Source organism: Saccharopolyspora ipomoeae, from assembly GCF_029952525.1.
Classification (GTDB): Bacteria; Actinomycetota; Actinomycetes; order Mycobacteriales; family Pseudonocardiaceae; genus Saccharopolyspora; species Saccharopolyspora ipomoeae.
The window spans coordinates 51,294-77,572 of the sequence record NZ_JASAOF010000006.1 but is presented as its reverse complement, the minus strand read 5'-3'; the positions used below and the strand labels follow the sequence as shown (position 1 = coordinate 77,572).

The following is a 26,279-nucleotide window of genomic DNA, read 5'->3' as shown; positions in this document are numbered from 1 at the left end:
CGGGTCAGGCTCGGGCGAGCCGTTGAGCCAGGTGCTCGGCGAGGCGGTCCGACAAACCGTCGCCGACACCGTCGCCGAGGCGGTCGAGCAGTCGGCAGGCCAGGTCGAAGATCTCGCGGGCGCAGCGCGCCAGCACCGGGTCGGCGAGCCCGAAGCGGGCGGCGTGCACCCAACGCCCAGCCGCGGGTGCGGCCATCACCGCCACCTTGTCCACCACGGACTCGTCGCCGAACAGCGCGGCGAGCGCGGCCGTCGGCAACATCCAGTTCGTCCCGGACTGCGCGTCCAGGTAGCGGACCTCCAGGTAGCCGCGGGCGCGGACCGGCGGGAACACCGTGGTCAGGTGGTAGTCGAGGTCGTCGTGGGTGGGTGGGTCCGGCAGCCCGCCGTGGATCCACTCGGCGAAGCTCAGCCCGGCCGGCGCCGACCAGTCGTCGCCGTCGCGCCTGCGGCACACCAGCGACATGTCCAGCATCCGCCGCGCCCAGCCGGTGACCGGGTCGCCCTTGGTGGGGCCGGGTCTGGTGCGCGGCGGGTCGGTGTCGAGCAGCACCCGGGTGCGGGTCGAGGCCCAACCGGTGTCCTCGCCGAACAGCCGGGGCGAGTTCGCGAAGGCCGCGATCATCACCGGGCCGAGGGCGTGCAGCGCGTTCCAGCGCGCGGCGATCCGGTCGGGTTCACCGGCGTCCAGGCACACCTGGACGCCGGCGGTGCTGCACATCATCAGCCTGCCGTCCAGGCCGATCCGGTCGAACGCGTTCTCCATGGCCCGGTAGCGCGGCACCTGCAGGATCCGGTGCGGGTACCGGTGCGGGTCGATGCCGCTGTCGCCGAGGACCAGGCCCGCGCGCTCGACGAGGCGGCGCAGGTAGTCGGAGTCGGCGGCGACCACGCTCAGCAGCGAGCGCAGCGACGTGGTGGGAAGACTGGAGATCTCGACCTGGCCACCCGGCTCAACGGTGAGCACGGAGCCGTTCGGCAGCGCCTGCTGGGGGCTGTCGGGGACCAGGGAGCGGGGTGCGTGCGGGCCGAGCGCGGCGACCAGCGTCGCGGCGTCGAGGGCACGTCCCGGATCGGATCGGTGGTGCACGGTCCATTCGAGTTCGACGCCCAGCAGGCGCGGAGGGCCGTGCTTGAAGCACACCGAGGCGACGTAGGCCTCGGCCTCCGCTCGGGTGCGGACTCGCGAGGTCGGGAACTCGTCGGCTGAAGGATCGGCTGAACGATCGGCAGATATCGGCAAGATGATCACCGCCCGTGATTGGCCGGTTACTGACGCTACCGTCCACCTCTGACAGTCGCGAGCCTTGTTCTGCCCCCGCGCAGCTGTTATCGCCCGGCCGTCGGGCGGTCCGGATGAGCCGAGAACCGCCCACAGCGGACCTGTTCGGGTGCGATGCGCCCGAAACGCCAACAAAACGTACGTACGGATTGCGATGGCCGGGACCGTCCTGCGAGGATTCACGGCATGCCCCGGGTCAGCCAGGACCACTTGGACGCGCGACGCCGTCAGATCCTCGACGGTTCGCGGTCCTGCTTCGCGCGCTTCGGGTACGAGGGTGCCACCGTCCGGCGCCTGGAAGAAGCAACCGGCCTGTCGCGCGGCGCGATCTTCCACCACTTCAAGGACAAGGAATCGCTGTTCCTCGCCCTGGCGGAGGACGACGCGGCGCGGATGGCCGACGTCGTCGCCGAGCAGGGCCTGGTGCAGGTGATGCGCAACCTGCTCCAGGAACCCGCCGGTGCGGAAGCCCGCGCGCTAGGCGCGGACTGGCTGGGAACCCGGCTGGAGGTCTCCCGCCGGCTGCGCACCGACCACGAGTTCCGGGAGCGGTGGGCGCAGCGATCCGAGGCGCTCACCGCCGCCACCCGGGCACGTCTGCAGTGGCAGCACCAGTCCGGCAACCTGCGCGACGACGTCGACGTCGACGTGCTCACCGCCTACCTGGAACTGGTTCTGGAGGGCCTGGTCTCGCACCTGGCGATGGGTCTGCCCGACCGGCACCTGGTCTCGGTGCTCGACGTCGTCGAGGAGAGCGTGCGACGCCACCGGGGCCGCTGATCCCACAGCGCGAGTCCCGTTCGGCGTAGCCTCACGTCACGGGTCGGCCGAGGTGAAGGAGTGCGCGTGGCCAGCGAGTGGTGGAACCGCTTCCTCGCGTCCGACCCGTCGTTGCGAAGGCTGCGCACCGCGATCCGCGTGACGCTGGCCGTCGCCCTGACGCTGGCGGTCGCCGTGCCGCTGCTGGCCTGGTGGCAGCAGCCGCTGCCCAGCGCCATGATCGGCGCGGTGGTGGCGATCAACGGCTCGCTGGGCGTCAACGACCCGGACCGGCGAGGCCAGGCGATCACCTACGCGCTGCTGCCGCTGCCGGTGCTGGCGGCGCTCGGGTTGTCGATCGCCACCCAGTTCTCGCCACCGCTGCACAGCGCGGTGTTCCTGGCGGTCATCTTCGTCGCGGTCTACGTGCGGCGGTTCGGACCCCGGTTCTTCCCGCTGGGCATGGTCGCGTTCATGGGCTACTTCTTCGCGATGTTCCTGCGCCCGCAGCCCGCCCAGTTCCCGGCGCTGGTGGTCGCCGTGCTGCTGGGCACGCTCGCCGCGGCGGGCCTGCGGTTCCTGGTGCTGCGCGACGACCCGGAAGGGGTGCTCGCGCGCGGGCGGCGCACGCTGCGCGCCCAGGTGCACGGGTTGCTGCACGCGGTCCGCGACGTCGCCGACCAGCCGGACTCGGCGGCCCGGCGGCGCAAGCTGCACAACCGCTCCGCCCGGCTCAACGAGACCTCGCTGATGCTGGAGAGCACCGTCGGCCGGATGGACGAGCTCTCCGAGGCCGGCCGCACCGTGCTGCGGCAGCGGATACTCGACGTGGAGCTGGCCGCGGAGAACCTGGTGACCCGGCTGCTGCGGCTGGTCGACCACCCCAGCGGTGGTGGTGTGGTGCCGCACGCGGTCGGCGCGCTGCTGTCGGTGCTGGAGAGCCGTCCGCGCGAGATCCGCAACACGACCCGCCGGGTCTCCGAGCAGATCGAGGACCGCGGTTCGGTCGACGTGGCGATGGCCATCCGCAGCCTCGGCACCGAGCTGGCCGAGCTGGCCGAGGCGACCGGTGAGCTGGGCGAACGCACCGACGACACCGAGGCCGACGTCGCCGACGAGACCGAGGAGCCCGCCGACGAGCAGACCGGGCTGGCCCGCCCGGAGCTGCGCACCGCCATCCAGGTCACCGTCGCGGCCGGGCTGGCGATCGTGCTGGGCCAGCTCGTCTCGCCGAACCGCTGGTACTGGGCGGTGATCACCGCGTTCGTGGTGTTCATCAGCACCAACAGCCGGGGCGAGCTGCTGGTGCGCGCCTGGCAGCGCACGGCGGGCACCATCTTCGGGGTGCTGGCGGGGATCCTGGTCGCCGCGCAGGTCGGCGGCGACCTCACCGCGGAGCTGTCGGTGATCCTGCTGTGCGTGTTCCTGGCGTTCTACTTCGTCGGCTACTCCTACGCGGCGATGACGTTCTTCATCACCACGCTGCTCGGCGCGCTGTACGGGATGCTCGGCACGTTCGACGCCTCGGTGCTGGAGACGCGGCTGGCCGAGACCGCGGTGGGCGCGCTGGCCGGGGTGCTGGCGGCGGTGTTCGTGCTGCCCACCCGCACCCGCGAGGTCGTCCGCAACAACACCTCCGAGTTCCTCGAAGCGCTGCGGGACTTCCTGCGCAGCACCGGCACCGAGCTCAGCGAGCACGGCACCGCCTCCGGCCTGCAGGAACCCACCCGCGCCCTGGACGACGCGCTGCAGAAGGTGCTCACCAGCGCCAACCCGCTGACGGTCTACCGGTTCCGGTCGCGGCGCAGCCAGGTCCAGCGGATGGCCGCCAAGCTCAGCGGCTGCGCGTACTACGTCCGCAACCTGTCGGTGGCGCTGGGCGACGCCGCCGAGATGGTCGACGCCGACACCCGGGACCGGCTGGCCGAGCACCTGTGGGCGCTGGCCGACGCCGCCGACGCGCTCACCGACGAGGGCCAGGTTCCCTTCGACGAGGCGCTTGCCGCGGCGCACCGCCGCTCCGACGAGCTGCACGACCTGTCCGAGTCGCTCACCGACGGGCCCACGTCGCTGCACCGCAGCGTCCGGTTCCTGGACCGCACGACCCAGATCCTCGACGAGCTGGCGCGCGAGCTGGGCACCGACTCCCACCTCACCGGGACTCACCTGGCCGGGCGAAGCTGACACCCCCTTCCGGCGACACGGCACCGAGTCCGCCGATCACCTCCCCTGCCGCTCCTAGGCTGCGAGATCAACTGCCTCCACGCGTCTGAGGAGCTCACGTGAAGCGTTCGATCGCGCTCGGCCTGGCGGCGGTGGCCGCGCTGGCCGTCGCACCCGCGACGGCCGGCCCCGCCGTCGCGCAACCGGCCCCGCGGTTCGGCCCGTGCCCGCAGGACGTCGCCACGCCCTACCCGCAGCTGACGTGCGCCACCGTCGAGGTCCCGCTGGACCACGCGAACCCCGGCGGTGAGCGGATCCCGCTGCTGGTCTCCAAGCTGCCGGCCCGCAACCCGCAGGCCCGCAAGGGATCGCTGCTGGTCAACCCCGGCGGCCCGGGCGGGCCGGGCGTGGACTTCGCGGGCACGCTGGCCGGGCTGGTCCCGCCGGAGGTCCGCGACTCCTACGACCTGATCGGCTTCGACACCCGCAACACCGCGCACAGCGCCCCGATCCACTGCGTCGACCCGGCGAGCTACTGGACCAACCCGTTGCCCGACCCGGACTCCCCCGCCGCCCGGGAGGCGAACTGGCAGCGCGCCGAGACCTACGCCGACGGCTGCGCGCAGCGCGCGGGCAAGTACCTGCCTCACCTGAACACGCCCACCAACACCCGCGACATGGACACCATCCGGGCCGCGCTGGGCGAGCAGAAGATCAGCTTCCTGGGCTACTCCTACGGCACCTACCTGGGCGCGGTCTACGGGCAGCTGTTCCCGCAGCGGGTGGACCGGATGGTCCTGGACAGCTCGGTGAACCCGGACACCTCGGAGATCTGGTACGGCAACAACCTCGCCCAGGACGTGGCCGCGCAGCAGCGCCTCGACCACTTCTTCGGCTGGGTCGCCCGCCACGACCAGGTCTTCCACCTGGGCACCGACCGACGCGAGGTGAAGGCGGCCTGGCAGCGCACGCAGGCCGAGCTGCGCCGGGCGCCGCGCGGCCCGCTGGGCCCCTCGGAGCTGATCGAGATCAGCTTCAACGCCCTCTACGGCGAGTCCGACTGGCAGCCGCTGGCCCAGGGGCTGGCGGACTTCCAGCTGCGCGGCGACGACCGGGCGCTGGCGGCGATGGTCGTGCCGAAGGACGCGCTGGCCGAGAACGGCAACGCCATCTACAACGCGGTGGAGTGCGCCGACGCCCCGTGGCCCGCCCGGCGCGCGGAGTGGGAGCGCGACTCCCGCCAGGTCGCGGCCCAGCACCCGTTCGCCGCGTGGTTCAACAGCTGGACCGTCGCCCCGTGCCGCACGTGGCGGGCGCCCCGGCAGGAGCCCACGAAGATCACCGGCGAGGGACTGCCCCCGGTTCTCATGTTCAACTCGGAGCACGACGTGGCCACGCCCTACGCCGGCGCCGTCGAGATGCACCGGTCGCTGCCGTCGTCGGTGCTGGTCACCGAGCGGGACGCGGGCAAGCACGGCGTGTGGGCGCTGTCCGGCAACGACGAGGCCGACCGGATCGGCGCCGACTACCTGGTCCGCGGGACGCTGCCGGGCGAGGACGTGGCGATCCCCGGCCACCCGGAGCCCGACCCGTCGGCCCCGGAGACGCGCGAGTCCCGCACCTACGACCTGCGCTGACCCCGCCGGAACGCGAGGAGGCCGGTCCCGCTCGGGGACCGGCCTCCTTCGCGCGCGGGCGCCTGGTGGCTAGAGCACCGTCAGAGCACGCCGTGCATGTAGCGCTTGATGCTGCGCGCCGACAGCAGCAGCAGTCCGGCGCAGGCGATCGTGGCGACACCGATGATCGCGAAGTACATCTGCTGGTTCTCCACCGAGTACATCTTGACCACCTGGGCGCCCAGGCCCTGACCCATCGCGGGGGCGAGCCAGTACAGGCCCATCATCTGCGAGGCGAACACCTTCGGCGCCAGCTTGGTGGTGGCCGACAGGCCGACCGGCGAGAGCATCAGCTCACCCACGGTCATGATCACGAAGACCAGCGCCAGCATGATCGGCAGGTGCTTGCCGTCGTCGGCACCGACGAACTTCGACAGCACGACCCACAGGAACGACACGGCCACGAAGAACAGGCCGCCGACGAACTTCTGCGGGGTGGACGGCTGGCGCGAGCCCAGCTTCATCCACAACGTCGCCATGACCGGCGCGAGGATGATGATCGTCAGCGGGTTCACCGACTGGAACCAGGACGCCGGGATCGCGAAACCGAGGACGTTGAGATCGGTGTCGGCCTCGGCCAGGTTCGCCAGCGTGTTCGGCTGCTGCTCGAATAGCAGGAAGAACAGCGCGGTCGCCAGGAACAGCGGGATGTAGGCGATCAGCCGGTCCCGCTCGACCTTGGTGATCTCCTTGCTGGAGAGCATCACCGCGAAGTAGACGACCGGCAGCACCGCCGAGATGATGCTGATCAGGTTGACCAGGCCCTCCAGGCCCATCACGCCGCTGACCGACAGTCCGATCAGCACCACCACGAACGCCAGCGCGATGCCGCCGGCGCGACCCAGGACGCGGCCCTTGTGCTCGGCGGGCAGCGGGTTGACCGGGGCGCTGCCGCCGCTGCCGAGGTGCTTCTGCCCGACGACGTACTGGATCAGGCCCAGCGCCATGCCGACCGCGGCGACGCCGAAGCCGAGGTGCCAGTTGACCTTCTCGCCGAGCGTGCCCACGACGAACGGGGCGACGAAGGCACCGAGGTTGATGCCCATGTAGTAGATCGAGAAACCGGCGTCGCGCCGGTTGTCGTCGGCGCTGTAGAGGGTGCCGACCAGGCCCGAGACGTTGGGCTTGAGCAGGCCGGTACCGATCACCAGCAGCACCAGACCGATGAGCACGGTGGTCATGCCACCGGGCAGCGCCAGTCCGATGTGGCCGAGCATGATGATCACGCCGCCGTAGAGGACCGCCTTCTGCGCACCCATGATCCGGTCGGCGAGCCAGCCGCCGAGGACACCGGTCATGTAAACCGAGGCACCGTAGACGCCGACCACCGACAGCGCGGTGGACTCGGGTATGCCCAGGCCACCTTCGGACACCGCGTAGTAGAGGTAGTACGCCAGGATGGCGCGCATGCCGTAGTAGGAGAACCGCTCCCACATCTCGGTGAAGAACAGCGTCAACAAACCGCGCGGGTGTCCGAAGAAACCCTTCTGCGGCGCGTCCGCAACCGTGGGTGTGCTCACGATCACGTCCTCTCGTGATTGTTCAGCGCGGCGGTGGCCGCGACGACGTTTGACGCAGGTTACTTCGAGGTAGGATGGATCAGACCATCGGGGCGAGAACCAGCCACCGACCGGCCACAACGGACCCTCCGCGACGCCAACGCGCCTGGTGAGGAGCCTGCCGCGACCCACGTCGCGCCGCACGCCTGACCGTTGCCGACAACTCCGGGAAAGCCGCGAATCGTGATCGTGGCGCTACCGGGAGCACACCGGAACTCCCGGTATACTCGTTATGACCAATTCCAACGCGGTCTTTCTCTATTTTCGGGAGTGAGCACTTCAGTGCCTGCGGCACAATCCCCTGAGGGAAGCAGTACCGAGCCGGGTAGCAGACCCGGCTCCCCCCGACCCACGGTCGCGAGCACGAGGCGGGCCGAGGGTTGATCGACGTCCTGCTGGCCGTTGCCGGCCTCTTGTTCATCGCGGTTCTCACCACGGGCACGGGTCTGGCGGTGGCGGCGGAGTTCTCGCTGACCTCGCTGGAGCGCTCCACCGTGGACTCCCACGTCCGCACGGTCGGCGACAAGCGCGCCCGCGCCGTGCAGCGAGCGCACCGCACCCTCTCCTTCCAGCTCTCCGGCGCGCAGGTCGCGATCACGCTGACCACGCTGATCACCGGGTACGTGGCCGAGCCGCTCATCGGCGACCTGATCCAGCCGGTGATGACCGTGCTGGGCATGCCGCTGGGCGTGGCCGAGGGCATCTCGCTGGCGCTGGCGATCCTGCTGGCGACGGCGCTGTCGATGGTCTTCGGCGAGATGGTGCCGAAGAACCTCGCCATCGCCCGCCCGCTGCCGACCGCGCGCGCCGTGTCCGGCTACCACTCGCGCTTCTCGCAGGTGTTCAAGTGGCTCATCGACGCCATGAACAACAGCGCGAACTGGGTGGTGCGCAGGCTCGGCATCGAGCCGCAGGAGGAGCTGCGCTCGGCGCGCTCCCCCGACGAGCTCGGCTCGATCGTGCGCTCCAGCGCCGCGCACGGCACGCTCGACGAGTCCACGGCGCGGCTGATGGACCGCTCGCTGCGCTTCGGCGATCGCACCGCCGAGGAGCTGATGACCCCGCGCGTCAAGGTCGCCTCGCTGCAGGTCGGCGAGACCGTCGTGGACCTGCTGGACCTGGCCCGCCGCACCGGTTTCTCGCGATTCCCGGTGCACGGCGGCGATCTCGACGACGTCCAGGGCGTCGTGCACGTCAAGCAGGCCTTCGGCATCCCGGCCGAGCGCCGCGAGACGGCGCGGGTCGAGACGCTGACCCGCCCGGTGCCGACGGTTCCGGCCACTCTGGACGGTGACGCGCTGCTCAACCGGCTGCGCGGTTCCGGCCTGCAGCTGGCGGTGGTCGTCGACGAGTACGGCGGCACCGCAGGCATCGTGAGCCTGGAGGACGTGGTCGAGGAGATCATCGGCGACGTCCGCGACGAGCACGACCGGCTGGAGATCGCCGCCGTGCGCAGGCTCGGCGACGACTCCTGGCTGATCTCCGGCCTGCTGCGCCCCGACGAGCTCGCCGAGGCCACCGGTTTCGCGATGCCCGAGGGCGACTACGAGACGGTCGCCGGACTGCTGCTGTGGCGGCTGGGCCGCATCCCGACCGTCGGGGACCAGCTCGACACCGGCGGCTGGCGGCTGACCGTCATGCGCATGGACAAGCACCGCATCGCCGAGCTGCGCCTGAACAAGCAGCCCGCGCACGCCGACGCGACGGAGGCGAACCGATGAGCGACTCCTTCGCACTGCTGCTCGGCGTCGTCCTGCTGGCGCTCAACGCGCTGTTCGTGGGCGCGGAGTTCTCCCTGCTGTCGTCCCGACGCGACCGGCTCGAGGCGCTGCTGGCCCAGGGCGTGGGCCGGGCCCGCACGGTGATCAAGGCGAGCCAGGAGGGCTCGCTGATGCTCACCAGCGCGCAGCTGGGCATCACGCTGTGCTCGCTGGGTCTGGGCCGCATCGGCGAACCCGCCGTCGCCCACCTCCTGGAGGGCCCGTTCACCGCGCTGGGCATCCCGGCTGCCATCACGCACGCGGTGGCGTTCGCGATCGCGCTGGCGATCGTGGTGGTGCTGCACGTGCTGGTCGGCGAGATGGTGCCGAAGAACCTGGCGCTGGCCGAGCCGGAGCGGATGGCGCTGTGGCTGGTGCCCCCGCTGGTCGGTTTCGTGCAGCTGGCGCGACCGCTCATCGCGCTGTTCAACATGATGGCCAACGCGGTGCTCAAGCTGCTGCGGATCGAGCCGAAGGACGAGCTGGAGACGGCCTACACCTCGACCGAGCTGGCCGAGCTGCTGGTGGAGTCGCGGCGCGAGGGGCTGCTGGAGCAGTCCGAGCACCGCAGGCTCGCCCAGACGCTGTCGTCGGCGGAGCACACCGTCGCCGACGTGCTGGTGCCGTTGCGGGAGGTCACGACGCTGCCGGGGCGGCCGACGCTGGGCGACGTGGAGCGGCTGGTGGCCGACACCGGCTTCTCGCGCTTCCCGGTGCGCGGCGACGACGGCAGGCTGCTGGGCTACCTGCACATCAAGGACGTGCTGGACCAGGCGGGCGACGACCCGCGCACGCCGATCGCCGACGCGCGCAGGCGCGATCTGCCGACGGTGCCGGTCACCGCGCGGCTGGACGAGGCGATGACCTCGCTGCGGCGGGCCGGCAGCCACCTGGCCGCGGCCGTGGACGCCGGGGGCGCGGCGGTCGGCGTCGTGGCGCTGGAGGACCTCGTCGAGGAGTACGTCGGCACGGTCCGCGACGGCACGCACGTCCACTGACGGCCGGAGGCGCATCTGGGCGAGGCGCGGCGGACCGCGCCTCGCCCAGATGGCCCAACTTCGGCGGAAACCCCGGTGCAGCGGGCCCGCCCGAACGGCCGCGAAATCCCGTTTTCCCAGTTCGCGCCGGGGATGCCCCCGGCGCGGGCGGGAGAGCTCACTGGGTAGTGTCCATGCGTGCGAGATGATCAGCTCTCGCCGTCCCACGCGGACACATCGACTTCGGGCCGCGTGATCGGCGGCAGATACCGGCTGGACCGCACCATCGGCAAGGGCGGGATGGGCTACGTCTGGTCCGGGACTGACGAGCTCCTGGAACGACCGGTGGCGGTCAAGGAGCTCCACCTGCCCGCGAACGTGCCCGAAGAAGAAGCCGCCGACCTGCGCGAACGCGCCCTGCGCGAGGCCCGCGCGATGGCCACCCTGAACCACCCCAACACCGTGATGCTCTACGACGTGGCGCGCGAGGGCGGAAGCCCGTACGTGGTGATGGAGCTGGTCCCGGGCCAGAGCCTGTCGGCGATCCTCAAGCGGCACCGCGCGCTCAACCACTACCAGCTGGCCGTGATGATCGACGGGGTCGCCGCCGCGCTGGACGCCGCGCACCAGGTGGGGATCGTGCACCGCGACGTCAAGCCCGGCAACGTGCTGCTCGGGCCGCGCGGGCAGGTCAAGCTGGCCGACTTCGGGCTGTCCCGCAACGTCGCCGAGACGACCATGACCCGCTCCGAGGTGCTCCTGGGCACTCCCGCGTACCTGCCGCCGGAGATCGCCCGCCGGGGCACCCTCGACGCCTGGGCCGACCTGTGGGGGCTCGGCGCCACGCTGTACTCGGCCGCGGAGGGCCGCCCGCCCTACGACAAGAGCAACGACCCGCTGATCACCATCAGCGCGATCGTGCACGGCCCGCTCCCCCGCCACCACCAGACCGGCCCGATCGGCGAGGTCCTCGGCGGCCTGCTGGTCAAGGAGCCGGAGCGGCGGATGCCGCTGGTGGAGGTGCGCCGCAGGCTGCACGAGATCGTCCGCTCGGCCGGTGAGGAACCGTTCGAGCCGCTGCTGGACCCCAACACCGCGGGGGCAACCGAGCGGTTCCACCCCACGCCCCCTCCCCCGTCGGTGATTCCACGCGAGTTCTCGCGGCCCGCCGAGCGGCGTCAATCCATCCCGCGCGTGACCCCCGCACCGCCGTCCCAGCCGCGGCCGGTGGCGGGAGAACCGCGCTCCCGGCCGTGGATCCCGCCCCAGCAGGTGCGGGCCGCGCAACCGAACCTGCCCGCGCAGTCCGGCCTCTGGCAGGGGCCGGACCCCGCGAGCGGGCCCGATTCGGCCCGCCCATCGCAGGAATCTCCGGCGCCGCAACGCCGCCGCGCGCGGACCGCGCTCATCGTGGGCGCGGTGGCTGTGGTGCTGACCACCGGGGCGGCGGTGTTCGGGGCGGCGGTGTTCGGGTACACGCTCGGCGACAGCAGCGGTTCCGGGACGATCAAGCGCAGCCGCCCGATGGGCAGTGCTTACCAGGTGATGCAGGCCGAGGCCGCGGGGTGGGTGGGCACCGAGATCGGCACGGCGAGCCAGCGCGGGGTCAACTTCCTCGGACCGCTGGTGTCCGGGCAAGCGCTGAGGTTCGACGCGGTGGATTTCGGTCCGGTATCCGCTCGCAAGATCAACGCGCGCTTCTACCCCGCGCAGCCCGAGTCGGCCAACACGACGGTCTCGATCCGGCTGGACTCCACCAGCGGCACGAAGATCGGCCAGTTCAAGGCGTCCTCCCCGGAGGGGGCGGAGGATTGGCAGATCCGCACGTTCGACCTCGACCACCCGGTCACCGGACTCCACACGGTGTACTTCGTCGTCAGCTCGGAGGTCGGTGGCCAGGAGGTGCTGAAGCTGGACTGGGTCCAGTTCGACTACTGAGCGCAGACCGCTACCCTGACCAGCGATGTTGGTGCTGAGCGAGCAGGAGTGGCGGGAGCGGCGGAGCGCCCACCGGGAGCGGGTGTCGCAGTGGACGGCACCGCACCGGCAACGGCAGCACCACCAGCGCAAGCACCCGGTGCTGGACTTCCTGTTCACCTACTACTCGTTCCGCCCGGCCCGCCTGGAGCGCTGGCAGCCCGGGGTGGGCGTGGCGCTGGAGAACGGTCGGGAGTTCTTGTCCCGCAAGGGTTTCGCCGAGACACCTGAGGGCGTGGCGCTGGATCCGGCGGCGCTGACCGACAAGCGCCGCGACTCGGCGGAGTTCATCCTCGGCCTGCTCAGCGCCACCGCGTCCCGACCGGCCCGGTTGGGCTGCTTCGGACTGCACGAGTGGGCGATGGTCTACCGGACCGAGCCCGGCGACGTCCGGCACGCCGGGTGGCCGCTGCGGCTCGGGCACCGGGGCACCGACGAGGTCGTGGAGTCGATGCCGATCAGCTGCACGCACCACGACGCGTTCCGGTTCTTCACCCCGCAGGCGCGCCCGCTCAACGCGCTGCAGCCCTCGCGCGCCGATCAGGTCCGGCTGGAGCAGCCGGGCTGCCTGCACGCGAACATGGACCTGTTCAAGTGGGCCTACAAGCTCGACCCGTTCGTGCCGGGCGAGCTGCTCGCGGACTGCTTCGAGCTGGCGGTGCGGGTGCGCGAGCTGGACATGTGCGCGAGCCCCTACGACCTCGGCGAGCTGGGCTACGAGCCGGTGGCGATCGAGACCCCGCAGGGCCGCGCCGAGTACGTCCGCCGTCAGCGCGAGTTCGCCGACGAGGCGTCGGTCCTGCGCTCCCGCCTGATCGACACCTGCCGCGACCTGCTCGCCTGGGGCTCGCGACAGGCCGCGTGACCTCGGCCCGGCAGGACGGTCAGCCGGCGCGTGCGACCGGGTGCGCCTCCGGGCTGCGGCGCCGGGTCAGCACGAGGAAGACCAGGACCGCCGACAGCGACAGCGTTCCCATCACCAGGCCCATCGGGACCTCGGTGTCCGAGCCCGCGATGCCGACCAGCGGCGAGACGAGACCGCCGATCATGAACTGCAGCACGCCCAGCAGCGCCGAGGCGCTCCCCGCCGTCTCGCGATGACCGGACAGGGCCAGGGCGGTGGCGTTGGGGAACACCAGGCCGATGCTGGCCACGGTCACGAACAGCGCGGGCAGCAGCGCCGGGAGCCCCAGCCCCAGCACGGTCGAGACCGCCACCGAGACCCCGCCGACGGCGTTGGCCGCCAGGCCGATCGCCAGCAGCCGCCGCGAGTCGACCTTGCCCACCAGCAGGCCGTTGACCTGGCCCATCGTCACGATGCCGATCGAGTTGACGCCGAAGACCAGGCTGAACATCTGCGGTGAGAGGTCGTGGACCTCCTGCAGCACGAACGACGAGCCGGAGATGTAGGCGAACATGGCGGCGAAGGCCAGGGACGCGGACAGGGCGAAGCCGATGAACACCCGGTCGCGCACCAGGCTCCCGAAGGTGCGCAGCGTCTGCGGGAGGCTGCCGGGCCTGCGCTGCTCGCGCGGCAGCGTCTCGGGCAGCGCGAGCAGGGCGGCCAGCAGCAGCGCGGCGCCGATCGCGCACAGCGTCACGAACACCCCGCGCCAGGAGGTGATCCGCAGCAGCTGCCCGCCGAGCACCGGCGCGAGCACCGGGACCACGCCGTTGACCAGCATCAGCAGCGAGAAGAACTTGGCGAGGGCGACCCCGGAGAACAGGTCGCGCACCACGGCGCGAGCGATGACGATGCCCGCCGCCCCGCCGAACCCCTGCACGAGCCGCAACGCGGCCAGCGCGTAGGCCGACGGCGCCAGCGCGCAGGCGAGCGAGGCGAGGGCGAACACGACGACGCCGATCAGCAGCGGGCGGCGGCGGCCGTAGGTGTCCGACAGCGGGCCCATGACCAGCTGCCCCAGCGCGAGACCGGTCGTGCAGGCCATCAGCGAGAGCTGCACCTGGGAGGCCCCGGCGTGCAGGTCACCGGCGATCGCCGGGAGCGCGGGCAGGTACATGTCCATCGACAACGGCCCGAAGGCCGACATCCCGCCCAGGATCAGCGCGAACTTCGCCCGCGACGACTCAGCCATCCCCACCCTCGATCGTTCGCCCCGCAAACCACTGTCACGGTAACCCGGGGCCGACGACGACGGCGATGAGTCGTTCGTCGCACGAGACGATCAGCGGCCCCAGAGCGGGCCCTGCCAGTCGGTGGTGCCGCGGAGGTCGCGCTTGAGCAGCTTGCCGCCGGGGTTGCGCGGCAGCGGCTGGTCGCTGAGGTGAACGAACTGCGGGATCTTGAAGTCCGCGAGCCGGTCGGCCAGGCGTGCGGGCAGCTGCGCGGCGTCGAAGGACTCGTCGGCGACGATCACCGCACCTACCTTCTCCCCCATCACGTCGTCCGGGACGCCGACCACGGCGGCCTCCACCACGCCCGGCACCGCGGCCAGCGCGTTCTCGACCTCGACGGAGTAGACGTTCTCGCCGCCGCGGTTGATGACGTCCTTGGCGCGGTCGACCAGGTGCACCAGCCCGTCGTCGGACACGCGCGCGAGGTCTCCGGTGTGCAGCCAGCCGTCGACGAACGTCGCCGCGGTGGCCTCCGGCTTGTTCCAGTAGCCGGCCACCACGTTGGGGCCGCGGATCAGCAGCTCGCCGACGCCGGTGTCCGGGTCGGGTTCGCGCACCGCCACGTCGACCACCGGCGCCGGGAACCCGACCGAGTCGGCGTGCTCCACCGAGTGCTCGTGCGGCAGGAACGTGGAGATCGACGAGGTCTCGGTGAGCCCGAACCCGTTCCCCACGCGGGCCTGCGGGAACGCGGCCTTGATCCGCTCGACCAGCGCGGGCGCCATCGGCGCGCCGCCGTAGGAGACGTGGCGGACCTGGCTGAGGTCGAACTCGGCGAAGTCGGGCTGCTTGAGCGCCAGCGCGTAGATCGCGGGCACGGTGGTGAACATGGTGATCCGCTCGGCCGCGATCACCTCCAGGAACTGCCGCACGTCGAACCTGGGCATGACCACGGTCGCCCCGCCGAAGGACAGCTGCAGCAGCAGCTGCGTGTTGCAGCCCGTGACGTGGAACAGCGGCACCGACACGAGATTGCGCGTCTGCCAACCGGTTTCAGCATCGATTCCCTTGACCCGGCAGACGTTCTCCACGTTGGACAGGAAGTTCTCGTGGGTGGTCATCGCCCCCTTGGGCAGCCCGGTGGTGCCGCTGGTGTAGAAGATCGCCGCGACCTCGTCGCGGGAGAGGTCGTCGACGACGTGCGGCTCGCCGTCCGGGAGCGGCTCCTCGGGCCGGAAGGTGAACGCCGCACCGGAATCGGTGAGCACGTAGTCGACCTCGGGCGGGGCGAAGCGGGTGTTGACCGGCACCGCGACCGCCCCGGCGAGCTGGGTGCCGAGGAAGGCCAGCACCCAGTCCACGCCCGCGGGAAGCAGGTTGGCGACCCGGTCCCCGCGCGAGATCCCGGCGGCGCGCAACCCGCCGGCGACCCGGGCGGACCGGCGCCACAGCTCGCGGTAGGTCAGCCGTCCGCCGCCGACCTCCACCAGCGCTTCGCGGTCGCCGAACCGCTCGACGCTCTCGCGCAGCATGTCGACCAGCGAGTCCGGCAGCCCGGTGTAGTGGGCGATGCCCCGCTCGTCGCGTTCGATGCCGGACTTGTCGAACATCGCCTGACCTCCCCGTCGGGTGCGACCGCGATCACGGTCGCCCGCCGGATGATTCGGGTCAAGCGCTCACGGCACCCGGAACCCGAACGGCAGCTCCAGCCGGTGCTCGGCGAGCAGGTCCTCGTCGGCCAGCAGCTCGGCGGTGGGTGCGTCGGCGACGACCCGGCCGTCGTCGATGATCACGCTGCGCGGGCACAGCTGCAGCGCGTAGGGCAGGTCGTGGGTCACCATGAGCATCGTCCGGCCGACCGAGAGCAGGACCTCCGCGAGCTCGCGGCGCGCCACCGGTTCCAGGTTCGCCGAGGGCTCGTCGAGCACCAGCAGCTCCGGCTCGCAGGCCAGCACCGCCGCCAGCGCGACCCGCTTGCGCTGGCCGCCGGAGAGGTGCAGCGGCGAGCGGTGCGCGTGCTCGGCCATCCCGACGGCGTCGAGGGCCTGCTGGACGCGCTGCTCCAGCTCGGCTCCCCGGGCGCCGAAGTTGGCGGGCCCGAACGCGACGTCCTCGCGGACCGTGGGCATGAACAACTGGTCGTCGGGATCCTGGAACACCAGGCCCACCCGGCGCCGGATCTCCTTGAGGTGCCGGGTCTCCACCGGCAGACCGCCGACGCGGATGCTCCCGGAGGTGGGTCGCAGCACCCCGTTGAGGTGCAGCGTCAGGGTCGTCTTGCCCGCGCCGTTGGGCCCCAGCACGGCGACCCGCTCCCCCGGCTCCACCCGCAGGTCCACGCCGCGCAGCGCGCGGTGCCCGTCCGGGTAGGAGTGGGCCAGGCCGCTGATCTCCAGGGCCGGTGCGGCCGGCGATCCGCCCGCGACGGCGGGCTGCTCCGCGGCAGCGGGCTGCTCGGTCACGCGGTCCACCACGACACCCCCAGGACGACGGCCGCCGCGGCGGGCGCGGTCAGACCGAGGCTCCACGTCTTCCACGAGGTGCGGCGAGCCGGTTCGAGCTCGGGCATCTCGCCGCTCCAGCCGCGCGAGAGCATCGCCAGGTGCACGCGCTCGCCGCGCTCGTAGGAGCGGATGAACAGGCTACCCACACCCCGGGCGGTCGCCCCGACCTGCCAGGCGAAGCGCGGGTCGTGCCCCCGGGAGATCCGGGCGACGCGCATCCGCCCGGCCTCGGCGACGATCACCTCGGCGTAGCGCAGCATCAGCGTGATGATGGTGATCACCAGCTTCGGCGCGCGCAGCCGCTGCAGGCCCAGCACGATCTCGCGGGGCGCGGTGGTGGCCGCCAGCAGCAGCGAGGTGCCCAGGCCGAGCGTGCCCTTGACCAGGATGTTGAACCCGGCCAGCAGCCCCTCGGTGGACAGCCCCAACCCGGCGAAGTCGGTGGTCGGACCGCCCGCGGTGAACGGCAGCAGCAGCGCCAGCACCACGAACGGGACCTCGATGAGCAGCCGAGTCAGCATCCAGCGCGGTGGGATCCGGGCGGCGGCCGCCAGCGCGGCCAGCACGACCGCGTAACCGCCGAAGGCCCAGAAGTGCTCGCGCGGGGTCGCCACCACGCACAGGACCAGCAGGAACGCGGCGGTGATCTTGACGTGCGGGTCGAGCCGGTGCAGCGCCGTGGCACCGGGCAGGTGCAGGGCGTGGGTGTGCCCGGCACCCATCTCAGGCCTCCCCCGACCCGGATCGGCGGCGCAGCCCCCAGAACAGGCCTCCGGCCGCGGCCAGCGTGACCGCGGCCCCGATGATCCCGGCGACGCCGGTGAACCGGTCGTCGCCGCCCACGGTGTAGTCGGCCAGCGGGCCGTCGCCGAGCGCGTGGTCGCCCGCGTGCTGGGCGATGCACTTGCCCTCCAGCGACTCGCCCTGCTCGGTCCGCACGACCGAGCAGCCCTGCTGGGTGACCGAGTCGAGGCCGTCCGGGTCGGAGTCGGCGAAGTAGGCCACGCCACCGGCGACGACCAGCACGACCAGGGCGAAGATCAGCAGGAACCGCTTCATCGGACGACCTCCTGGGTGCGGGCACCGCGCAGCAGGTGCACGAGATCAGGGCGGGCGGCGGCCACGGCGCCGACGGTGGCCGCGGTGATCAGCCCCTCGCCGAGTCCGATCAGGCAGTGCACGCCGACGATCGCCACCGACACCGCGGGCAGGCTGAACCCGGCGTCACCGCCGATGGCGTACTCGACGAGGAAACCGCAGGAGGCGAGCACGGTGTTGACCCAGGCGGCGACGAACGCGGTGGTCAGCAGCCCGGCCCGGCTGCGCGCGGCGAAGCGGCGCAGCGCCAGCGCGACCAGGTAGCCCACCGCGGTGCCGATCAGCGCCATGTTGGTGATGTTCGCGCCGAGCATCGTCAGGCCGCCGTCGGCGAACAGCAGCGATTGCACGACCAGCACGATCGCCACGCACAGCGCGCCGACCCACGGTCCGGCCAGGATCGCGGCGAGCGCCCCGCCCAGCAGGTGCCCGCTGACGCCCGGCAGCACCGGGAAGTTGATCATCTGGGCGGCGAACACGAACGCCGCCACCAGCCCGGCCATCGGGGCCGTGCGGTCGTCGAGATCGGCCCGCGCGCGCACCAGCGCCACCGCGAGGCCGGCTATCGCCACGACGGCGAACAGCACCGCCGTCCGAGCGTTGAGCAGCCCGTCGCTCATGTGCATCGCGAGCGTCGTGGTCGGCACTGGCCATCCTCTCCCCGAACCGGACGTCCCCCGCCGGGACTACCGCCGGTCCAGGGTAGTTGCCGATCACCCGCTATCACCAGGTGCTGGCAAGAGGCGCTCGTCGCAATCCTGTGCGAAAAAGCCGTCGACCCGGGCATACCACCCGGGTCGACGGCTCAAGAACCGGACTGAGGCCCTCTGCGGGCCCGTCCCGCGAGCAGATCAGTCGCGCACGGCAAGCGCGAGTTCGCCGCTGCTGTCCTTCTCGGCGTCGAGCGTCTTGTCACCGAGGAGCTCGGCGACCTCCTTCTCCAGGAAGACCCGGACCCCGTTCTCCTCGATCACCTCGTCACCCTCCTGGGGTGCCTCGGCGATCGACGCCTGCAGCCCCTCGCCGGCCGGCGCGATGCGCAAGCCCGAGCTGGCCGGAGAGTCGCCGCCGACGAGGACGAGCTTGATGACCTCCACGGCGCTCTCACTGATGGTGAGCATGGTGCTCAACTCCTCTCGGAGCCGGTCGGTTGAAGTGGCCACCGTGTCACCGCCGCGACCGCGCGCGCAAACCGACCCGCCGACTCAACTCTGGTAGGCCTCCAACGGAGGGCACGAGCACACCAGGTTCCGGTCGCCCTTGGCCCCGTCGATCCGGCGGACCGGCGGGAACACCTTGATCGCGTCGGTGCCCAGCGGGTAGGCGGCCTCCTCGCGGGAGTAGGAGTGGCGCCACTCCTGGGCGAGGCTGGCCGCCGTGTGCGGAGCCCCGACCAGCGGGTTGTCGTCGGCCGGCCACTGACCGGCGACGACCTTGTCGATCTCGGCGCGAATCGCGATCATCGCCTCGCAGAAGCGGTCCAGCTCGGCGAGGTTCTCGCTCTCGGTCGGCTCGACCATCAGCGTGCCCGCGACCGGGAACGACATGGTCGGGGCGTGGATGCCGTAGTCGGCGAGCCGCTTGGCCACGTCGTCGACGGTGATGCCGCTGGTCTTGCTGATCTGCCGCAGGTCCAGGATGCACTCGTGGGCGACGAAGCCGCCCGCACCCGTGTAGAGCACCGGGAAGTACTCACCGAGCCTGCGGGCCACGTAGTTGGCCGAGGCGACCGCGGTCAGCGTCGCGCGGCGCAGGCCTTCGGCGCCCATCATCCGCACGTAGGCCCAGGAGATCGGCAGGATCGAGGCGCTGCCCCACGGGGCGGCGCTGATCGGGCCGACACCGGTCTCCGGACCGGCCGCGGGCTGCAGCGGGTGGTTGGGCAGGAACGGCGCCAGGTGCTCGCGCACCCCGATCGGGCCGACGCCCGGACCGCCTCCGCCGTGCGGGATGCAGAACGTCTTGTGCAGGTTCAGGTGCGAGACGTCGGAGCCGAACTTGCCCATCCGGGCCAGGCCGATCAGCGCGTTGAGGTTCGCGCCGTCGACGTAGACCTGGCCGCCCGCGTCGTGCACCAGCCCGCACACCTCGCGCACGGTGTCCTCGTAGACGCCGTGCGTCGACGGGTAGGTGATCATGATCGCGGCGAGGTCCTCGGCGTGCTTGCCGACCAGCTCGCGCAGGTGCTCCATCTCGATGTTGCCCTGCTCGTCGCAGCGCACCACGACCACGCGCATGCCGGCCATGACGGCGCTGGCGGCATTGGTGCCGTGCGCGCTGGCCGGGATCAGGCACACGTCGCGCGCGGACGCACCGCGGTTGTGGTGGTAGGCGCGGATGGCGAGCAGACCGGCGAACTCGCCCTGGCTGCCCGCGTTGGGCTGCAGGCTGACCGCGTCGTACCCGGTGACCTCGGCGAGCCACTCCTGCAGGTCGGAGACGACCTTGAGCAGGCCCTCCGCGTCCTCGGCGGGGGCGAACGGGTGCAGCGAGGAGAACTCGGGCCAGGTGATCGGCTCCATCTCCGCGGTCGCGTTGAGCTTCATCGTGCACGAGCCCAGCGGGATCATGCTGCGGTCCAGCGCGATGTCCTTGTCCGACAGCTGCCGCAGGTAGCGCAGCAGCGAGGTCTCCGAGCGGTGGGTGCGGAACACCGGGTGCGTCAGGTACTCGGAGGTGCGCGCCAGCGCGCCCGGCAACGAGTCCGGGGTCTCGGCGTCGAGGGCGTCGACGTCACCGGCGAGACCGAAGGCGTCCCACACCGCGGCCAGGTGGGCGCGGGTGGTGGTCTCGTCGCAGCTGATGCCGACGTGGTCGGCGTCGACGCGGCGCAGGTTCACCCCGGCCCGGCGGGCCGCGGCCAGCACCTCGTCGGCCTTGCCCGGGACGCGCGCGAGGACGGTGTCGAAGAACTCCGCGTGCACGACCTCGACACCACCGCGGCGCAGGCCCTCGGCGAGCACGCTCGCCATCCGGTGCGCGCGGGTCGCGATCGCCTTGAGCCCGTCCGGGCCGTGGTAGACCGCGTACATCGAGGCGACCACGGCCAGCAGCACCTGCGCGGTGCAGATGTTGCTGGTGGCCTTCTCGCGGCGGATGTGCTGCTCGCGGGTCTGCAGCGCGAGCCGGTAGGCCTGGTTCCCGTCGACGTCGGTGCTCACGCCGACCAGACGACCGGGCAGCTGCCGCTCCAGGCCCTTGGCCACGGCCATGAACCCGGCGTGCGGGCCGCCGAAGCCCATCGGCACGCCGAAGCGCTGGGTGGAGCCCACGACCACGTCGGCACCGATCTCACCGGGCGCGCGCAGCAGCGTCAGCGACAGCAGGTCGGCGGCCACGACGACCTTCGCCCCGGTCTCGTGGATCGCGCTGATCAGCGCCTCGTGGTCGCGCACCGCACCGGAGGCGCCCGGGTAGGACAGCAGGGCGCCGAAGAACTCGCCCTCGGGCAGCTCACCGGCCGACAGGTCGGCCACCACGACCTCGATGCCCAGCGGGTCGGCGCGGGTCTCGATGACGGCGATGGTCTGCGGCAGCGTGTCTGCGTCGACCAGGAAGCGCGGCGACTTGGACTTGCCCGCGCGGCGCACCAGGGTCATGCCCTCGGCCGCAGCGGTGGCCTCGTCGAGCATCGAGGCGTTGGACACCGGCACCCCGGCCAGGTCGGCGACCATCGTCTGGAAGTTCAGCAGCGCCTCCAGCCGGCCCTGCGAGATCTCCGGCTGGTAGGGCGTGTAAGCGGTGTACCAGGCGGGGCTCTCCAGCACGTTGCGCAGGATCACCGGCGGGGTGATCGTGCCGTAGTAGCCCAGCCCGATCATCTCGGCGTGCGGGGTGCAGCGGCCGGCGAGGTCGCGCAGCTCGGCCAGCGCCTCGGTCTCGGTGGCCGGGTCCGGCAGGGCCAGCTGCAGGTCGGACTCGCGGATGGTGTCCGGGACGGCCTTCTGGCCAAGCTCCTCCAGGGAGCCGACGCCGATGACGTCGAGCATGCGGGCCAGCTCAGCGGGCATCGGCCCGACGTGGCGGTCCGCGAACGGCCTTCCGTGCTCCAGCGCGGCCAGCGGGATGCGGTCGTGCGTCGCGTCGGTCATCGCCAAAACCTCACTCATCGCGGCGAACAAAGGGCGGCAGCTCTGCGCTGCTCTCCCCCTCTGTCCCCGTTCGCGAAGCGAACGCCTGAGAGCTTCACCCGGCGGACCGGGCTTGCACCGTCGGCGGGGCGCACCTGGTGGGTGTGCCCGCTTTCCAGAGGTATCTCGCCCGTGCGGTCCAGGTGGCCTGAGAGGTTGTCGGGGAGAGTTGCTCCTTCGGCGCCTGCCCTGGCCGAGGCCAGGACCGGACTCTCCCGCACGGGGTCGGCGATGGCGCTCAGAGTACCCGATCAACCGCGCTTATCAGACCATCAATGTCGTCTACCGCACAGATGGCCGAGGGTGGTCGCGACCGGACCGGGTTCAGCCGGTTTCGGCCTGGCGATCGCGGCGGCGGGCCGCCAGCTCGTCGGTCATCGACGACTCGATGTTCTCGCCGCCGTCGGCGCGCTCGGCCGGGAACTCGTGGATCGTGCCGCTGATCTCGCGCATCGCGCCGCTGACGGCGATGCCGAACACTCCTTGGCCGCCCTGGAGCAGATCGACCACCTCCTCCGCGGAGGTGCACTCGTAGACCGTGGTGCCGTCGCTGAACAGCGTCAGCTTCGCCAGGTCCTGCACGCCGCGCTTGCGCAGGTGCTCCACCGCGACCCGGATGTTGTGCAGCGAGACCCCGGTGTCGAGCAGTCGCTTGACCACCTTGAGCACCAGGATGTCCTTGAACGAGTACAGCCGCTGGGAACCCGATCCGGCCGCGCCGCGGATGGACGGGCCGACGAGCTTGGTGCGCGCCCAGTAGTCCAGCTGCCTGTAGGTGATGCCCGCGATCTGGCAGGCCGCCGGCCCGCGGTAACCGACCAGCTCGTCGGGGGCCGAGGCGTCGGGGAACAGCTCACCCTGCTCCGCAGCGTCATCCGCGTTCGCTGCTTGCTCCACCACGCCTGCCTCCCCTCGTCCGGCCCGCAGCCGACGACGACGATCACCAGCTCCCGGACCGCTTCTGATCCAGGGCCGCGAAGCCGTACACCGGCTGAATCACACCGGGGCAATTCGCGTACTTCCGAAGGTAGGCCCGCTCAGCAGGCGGGTCAACGCGACGCGCGGGGGACGTGAGCCCGCGTTCGCCTCGCACGAGATCCGGCCCCCGAGCCGCTCGCGCAACTCGGGGGCCGGGGTGGTCTGTTCGGCCCAGCAGGGCTGGTCCTGCTGCGTGCCGGCGCCTACGTGTCGGCGCCGCGGAAGTCCTCCGGGGAGACCGAGTCGAGGAACTCGCGGAACTTCTCGACCTCGTCCTCCTGCTCGTCCGGGATGATCAGCCCCGCCTCGTCGAGGACCGATTCGTCGGCGTGGATCGGCACGCCGATCCGCAACGCCAGCGCCACCGAATCGCTCGGTCGCGCCGACACCCGCACATCGCCGTCGAACACCAGCTCGGCGAAGAACGTGCCCTCCTGCAGATCCGTGATCCGCACCTGCTCCAGATCGCGACCCAGGGCGCCGATGACGTCCTTGAGCAGGTCGTGCGTCAGCGGCCGCTGGGGCCGCACGCCCTGCTGCTCCAGGGCGATGGCCGTCGCCTCCACCGACCCGATCCAGATCGGCAGGTAGCGCTCGCCCTCGGCCTCGCGCAACAGCAGGATCGGCTGGTTCGCCGGTAGTTCCACTCGCACGCCGACGACGCGCATCTCGCTGCTCATCGTCACATCGCCTCCTCCAGCGCGCCGAAGCGTGACTTCCCCGTCGAGGGTCCCGCACCGACGCCTCCGACGCTACCCGCGATACGGCGGACACGCCCTTTCCCACCGGCGGTCCCAGCGGACCGCCCACCGTCGCGGTCGTTGCGAATCGGGGCTCGCGGCCCGGACCGCCGGCTGAGCTCGTCGTCGAGCATTACCCTGCACGATACACCGCGCGGGAGATCACCGACTCCATCGGAAATCCCCCGCTGTGCTGTGGAAACCGCTTGTGGTCCCGGGAAATTCCCGGTGCGGGGAGGACGTCCGCGCGCGGGCGGCGCAGTTGCCTCATGCGTCAGCGGGGCGGCGCCGCTCGGCGCCGCCCCGCTGACGGGTTGACAAAGCCCTGTTCGGCGGCCTCAGCGGCCGCCCTGGCCCCCATCGATCGGCCCGGTCAGGAACACCAGGCGGAACTTCCCGATCTGCACCTCGTCGCCGTTGGCGAGCACCGAGGTGTCCACCGGTTCCCGGTTCACGTAGGTGCCGTTGAGGCTGCCCACGTCCACGACCACGAAGTCGTTGCCCTCGCGGCGGAACTCGGCGTGCCGCCGGGACACCGTCACGTCATCCAGGAAGATGTCGCTGTCCGGGTGGCGTCCGGCGCTGGTGGTCTCGCGGTCCAGGAGGAACCGCGAACCCGCGTTGGGACCGCGCTTGACCACCAGCAGGGCGGAACCCGCGGGCAGCGCATCGACCCCGGACGCGGCGGCAGGCTCCGGGGCCGCGCTCTCGGTGCTCTCCTGCTCCGAGAGGAAGGGCCTGAAGACCGAGGTGGTCTCCGGTGACTGCTCCGGCGGAACATCGCCGAAGCCGCTGTTTTGGCTCACCTGAGCTCTCCTCTACGCGGATAGATCGTGCCAAGTATGCGCCCAACGTACCGTGCCTGGACAGCCCCGTGACGAGCGACTCCCGACATCGTCGCACGAACGCCGCCGCGTCGGACGATCATGCCTGGTCGATCAGGTTCTGATAGGCCTCGGCGTCGAGCAGACCCGCCAGTTGGTCCGGGTCGGCGAGCCGGATCTCGACCATCCAGCCGTCACCCGCGGCATCCGAGTTGACCAACTCCGGCTGCTCCTCCAGCGCGGTGTTGCCCGCCGTGACCTCACCGGTCACCGGGGCGTAGATGTCGGAGACGCTCTTGGTCGACTCCACCTCGCCCATCGAGTCACCGGCGGCGACCTGCTGCCCCGTCTCCGGAAGCTGGACGAACACCACGTCGCCGAGCTGCTGCTGGGCGTAGTCGGTGATGCCGATGCGCACGGTGTCCTCACCGACGCGCTGGACCCACTCGTGCTCTTCGGTGTACTTGATCTCCGGGGCCGCCACTGGTCCCGCCTTTCGTCCGCCGTGTGCAAGGTGCCGAGTGATCGACGCGGCGAGCGTATTCACCGGCCGCCGACGGCCGCAAGACGACGCGCAGGCAAGATCAGGTCCGCGTGCGGGCTCCCCGCACGGCGGCGATGACCTGGCCCAGGTAGAGGATGCCCGCCCACACGTACAGCGCCCCGCCCCAGGCGGTGAAGGCGTAGGCGATGGGCCGGACCACGTCGGCCCCGGTGAAGTCGTCCTGCACCAGCAGGAGCAGCGGGAACGCGTACATCAGGCAGAACGTGGCGGCCTTGCCGAGGTAGTGCACCTCCGGCGGCTCGTAGCCGTGCCAGCGCAGCACCGGCAGGCACAGGGTGAGCACGACGTCGCGGCCGACCAGGGCGACCGCGACCCACCACGGGATGACGTCGCGCAGCACGAAGGCGATCAGGGTGGCGACGATGTAGAGCCGGTCGGCGGCCGGGTCGAGCAGCTCGCCGATGCGGCTGTACTGGTTGAGCCAGCGGGCCAGCTTGCCGTCCAGCCAGTCGGTGGCGCCGCTGACCACCAGGACCAGCAGCGCCAGCAGGTCGGCCTGCGGCCCGAGCAGCAGCCAGAGGAAGACCGGCACGCCGGCCAGGCGGATCACGCTGAGCAGGTTCGGCAGCGTCCACCAGGGATCGGCCCACACCCCGCGGGCGACCTCGCGGATCCGGTCCAGGCCCGGATCGCCGGGTCCACCCGTCTCGGCCTGCGAGCCGCTCGTGGTGTTTTCCGTGGTGCGCTCGGCGTCCTGCACCACGAGCCTCCCCTGAATGGTTGTGCGCGCTGTCCCGCAACGGGTGCACACCTGTGCATCCTGACCCGATCAGGGTCTCATATCGGCAGCACAACCCACCTGGCGGCCAGCCGGTGCCCGGAGGTCCCGCGACGCGGGAAGATCCGGTGCACGTCAGTCCCGCGTGCGGCTCCAGCCGCGCCGTCGCAACTCGGCATCGGTGAGGAACCGGGCTCTGCCGCGATCGTCCACGCCCGCCCAGCGGGCGCCCGCGCTCCCCTCGCGGACGTAGGAGTGACCGCCGCTCCACACCACGCTGCACGGCGCGGTCGGGAGATCGTGCGACTCCTCAGCGGTCGGCGCGCCGTCGAGCGTGGCGGTCGCCGACCGCGTGGTCTTGGAGGGTTCTGCCGGTTCCATCGTGCCCATAGTTCGTAGCACCTCCGATTCATTTGTCGGCGCGGGACACCTCGGTGTTAGCCCGGCCATCGGCTCGCCGCCGATTGTGGGGTCTGGAAGTCGTGCTGTCGCG

General features: G+C 71.5%; 23 protein-coding genes and 1 riboswitch. Of the genes, 7 read left to right on the top strand and 16 right to left on the bottom strand.

All coding sequences use genetic code 11. The annotated features are described in order from the left end of the window. Positions 1-4 precede the first annotated feature (4 nt). A complete protein-coding gene (gene egtA / locus QFW96_RS12755) occupies positions 5-1,237 on the bottom strand; it encodes an ergothioneine biosynthesis glutamate--cysteine ligase EgtA (protein ID WP_281455954.1) in 1,233 nt (410 codons plus the stop codon). Between the two features lie 231 nt (positions 1,238-1,468). On the opposite strand from egtA, the gene QFW96_RS12750 reads away from it, so the two are divergent. The 3 genes from QFW96_RS12750 (at position 1,469) to QFW96_RS12740 (ending at position 5,841) form a co-directional block, all read left to right on the top strand. Then, positions 1,469-2,062, top strand: coding sequence for a TetR/AcrR family transcriptional regulator (locus QFW96_RS12750; protein ID WP_281455818.1), 594 nt, complete (start codon positions 1,469-1,471; stop codon positions 2,060-2,062). 66 nt (positions 2,063-2,128) lie between these two features. Next, entirely contained in the window at positions 2,129-4,225 is a 2,097-nt protein-coding gene (locus QFW96_RS12745; RefSeq protein ID WP_281455817.1) for an FUSC family protein, read from the top strand. A gap of 98 nt (positions 4,226-4,323) precedes the next feature. Beyond that, positions 4,324-5,841 carry an alpha/beta hydrolase gene (locus tag QFW96_RS12740; protein WP_281455816.1) on the top strand — a complete coding sequence of 506 codons (1,518 nt, stop codon included), beginning with the start codon at positions 4,324-4,326 and terminating at the stop codon, positions 5,839-5,841. Positions 5,842-5,921: 80 nt separating this feature from the next. Here the strand turns inward: QFW96_RS12740 and QFW96_RS12735 are convergent, their stop codons facing one another. Next, positions 5,922-7,400, bottom strand: a complete 1,479-nt coding sequence (locus QFW96_RS12735) for a peptide MFS transporter (RefSeq protein ID WP_343231374.1) — start codon at positions 7,398-7,400, stop codon at positions 5,922-5,924. A gap of 419 nt (positions 7,401-7,819) precedes the next feature. Between QFW96_RS12735 and QFW96_RS12730 the strand changes: the two genes are divergently transcribed. From QFW96_RS12730 to QFW96_RS12715, 4 genes are all read left to right on the top strand, one after another. Beyond that, complete coding sequence (locus tag QFW96_RS12730; protein ID WP_281455815.1) at positions 7,820-9,160, top strand: hemolysin family protein; 1,341 nt, start codon at positions 7,820-7,822, stop codon at positions 9,158-9,160. After that, entirely contained in the window at positions 9,157-10,197 is a 1,041-nt protein-coding gene (locus QFW96_RS12725; protein WP_281455814.1) for a hemolysin family protein, read from the top strand. The genes QFW96_RS12730 and QFW96_RS12725 overlap by 4 nt, the downstream gene beginning before the upstream one ends. 231 nt (positions 10,198-10,428) lie before the next feature. Continuing rightward, positions 10,429-12,114, top strand: coding sequence for a protein kinase domain-containing protein (locus QFW96_RS12720; protein ID WP_281455813.1), 1,686 nt, complete (start codon positions 10,429-10,431; stop codon positions 12,112-12,114). A gap of 25 nt (positions 12,115-12,139) precedes the next feature. After that, a complete protein-coding gene (locus QFW96_RS12715; protein ID WP_281455812.1) occupies positions 12,140-13,018 on the top strand; it encodes a 3-methyladenine DNA glycosylase in 879 nt (292 codons plus the stop codon). A gap of 19 nt (positions 13,019-13,037) precedes the next feature. Here QFW96_RS12715 and QFW96_RS12710 read toward each other — a convergent pair whose 3' ends face one another. From QFW96_RS12710 to QFW96_RS12645, 14 genes are all read right to left on the bottom strand, one after another. Continuing rightward, positions 13,038-14,249 (bottom strand): Bcr/CflA family multidrug efflux MFS transporter, encoded by a 1,212-nt coding sequence (locus QFW96_RS12710; RefSeq protein ID WP_281455811.1) that lies wholly within the window; start codon positions 14,247-14,249, stop codon positions 13,038-13,040. Between the two features lie 90 nt (positions 14,250-14,339). Then, the gene (locus tag QFW96_RS12705) at positions 14,340-15,839 is read right to left on the bottom strand and encodes a class I adenylate-forming enzyme family protein (protein WP_281455810.1); all 1,500 of its coding nucleotides are present in this window, start codon (positions 15,837-15,839) and stop codon (positions 14,340-14,342) included. Between the two features lie 66 nt (positions 15,840-15,905). Beyond that, entirely contained in the window at positions 15,906-16,691 is a 786-nt protein-coding gene (locus tag QFW96_RS12700) for an energy-coupling factor ABC transporter ATP-binding protein (protein ID WP_281455809.1), read from the bottom strand. Continuing rightward, a complete protein-coding gene (gene cbiQ, locus QFW96_RS12695) occupies positions 16,688-17,455 on the bottom strand; it encodes a cobalt ECF transporter T component CbiQ (RefSeq protein ID WP_281455808.1) in 768 nt (255 codons plus the stop codon). Before cbiQ ends, QFW96_RS12700 begins: the two co-directional genes overlap by 4 nt. Before the next feature lies 1 nt (position 17,456). Next, positions 17,457-17,792, bottom strand: a complete 336-nt coding sequence (locus QFW96_RS12690) for a PDGLE domain-containing protein (RefSeq protein ID WP_281455807.1) — start codon at positions 17,790-17,792, stop codon at positions 17,457-17,459. Beyond that, the gene (locus QFW96_RS12685) at positions 17,789-18,457 is read right to left on the bottom strand and encodes an energy-coupling factor ABC transporter permease (RefSeq protein ID WP_281455952.1); all 669 of its coding nucleotides are present in this window, start codon (positions 18,455-18,457) and stop codon (positions 17,789-17,791) included. The genes QFW96_RS12690 and QFW96_RS12685 overlap by 4 nt, the downstream gene beginning before the upstream one ends. Positions 18,458-18,682: 225 nt before the next feature. After that, the gene (locus QFW96_RS12680; RefSeq protein WP_281455806.1) at positions 18,683-18,952 is read right to left on the bottom strand and encodes a HesB/YadR/YfhF-family protein; all 270 of its coding nucleotides are present in this window, start codon (positions 18,950-18,952) and stop codon (positions 18,683-18,685) included. Between the two features lie 84 nt (positions 18,953-19,036). Continuing rightward, the gene (gcvP, locus tag QFW96_RS12675) at positions 19,037-21,922 is read right to left on the bottom strand and encodes an aminomethyl-transferring glycine dehydrogenase (protein ID WP_281455805.1); all 2,886 of its coding nucleotides are present in this window, start codon (positions 21,920-21,922) and stop codon (positions 19,037-19,039) included. Positions 21,923-22,086: 164 nt separating this feature from the next. After that, positions 22,087-22,189: riboswitch (glycine riboswitch) on the bottom strand. A 96-nt stretch (positions 22,190-22,285) separates the two neighbouring features. Further along, positions 22,286-22,861: a MerR family transcriptional regulator gene (locus QFW96_RS12670; protein WP_281455804.1), complete on the bottom strand. Its 576-nt coding sequence runs from the start codon at positions 22,859-22,861 to the stop codon at positions 22,286-22,288. Positions 22,862-23,142: 281 nt separating this feature from the next. Continuing rightward, on the bottom strand, positions 23,143-23,619 hold the full coding sequence (locus QFW96_RS12665; protein ID WP_093422794.1) for a bifunctional nuclease family protein: 477 nt from the start codon (positions 23,617-23,619) through the stop codon (positions 23,143-23,145). Positions 23,620-24,017: 398 nt separating this feature from the next. Then, positions 24,018-24,485, bottom strand: coding sequence for a glycogen accumulation regulator GarA (gene garA, locus QFW96_RS12660; RefSeq protein WP_281455803.1), 468 nt, complete (start codon positions 24,483-24,485; stop codon positions 24,018-24,020). Positions 24,486-24,603: 118 nt separating this feature from the next. Further along, the gene (gene gcvH / locus QFW96_RS12655; RefSeq protein ID WP_281455802.1) at positions 24,604-24,987 is read right to left on the bottom strand and encodes a glycine cleavage system protein GcvH; all 384 of its coding nucleotides are present in this window, start codon (positions 24,985-24,987) and stop codon (positions 24,604-24,606) included. A 100-nt stretch (positions 24,988-25,087) separates the two neighbouring features. Further along, the gene (clsA, locus tag QFW96_RS12650; protein ID WP_281455801.1) at positions 25,088-25,771 is read right to left on the bottom strand and encodes a cardiolipin synthase ClsA; all 684 of its coding nucleotides are present in this window, start codon (positions 25,769-25,771) and stop codon (positions 25,088-25,090) included. Positions 25,772-25,921: 150 nt separating this feature from the next. Further along, entirely contained in the window at positions 25,922-26,167 is a 246-nt protein-coding gene (locus QFW96_RS12645; RefSeq protein WP_281455800.1) for a hypothetical protein, read from the bottom strand. Between the last annotated feature and the right edge of the window lie 112 nt (positions 26,168-26,279).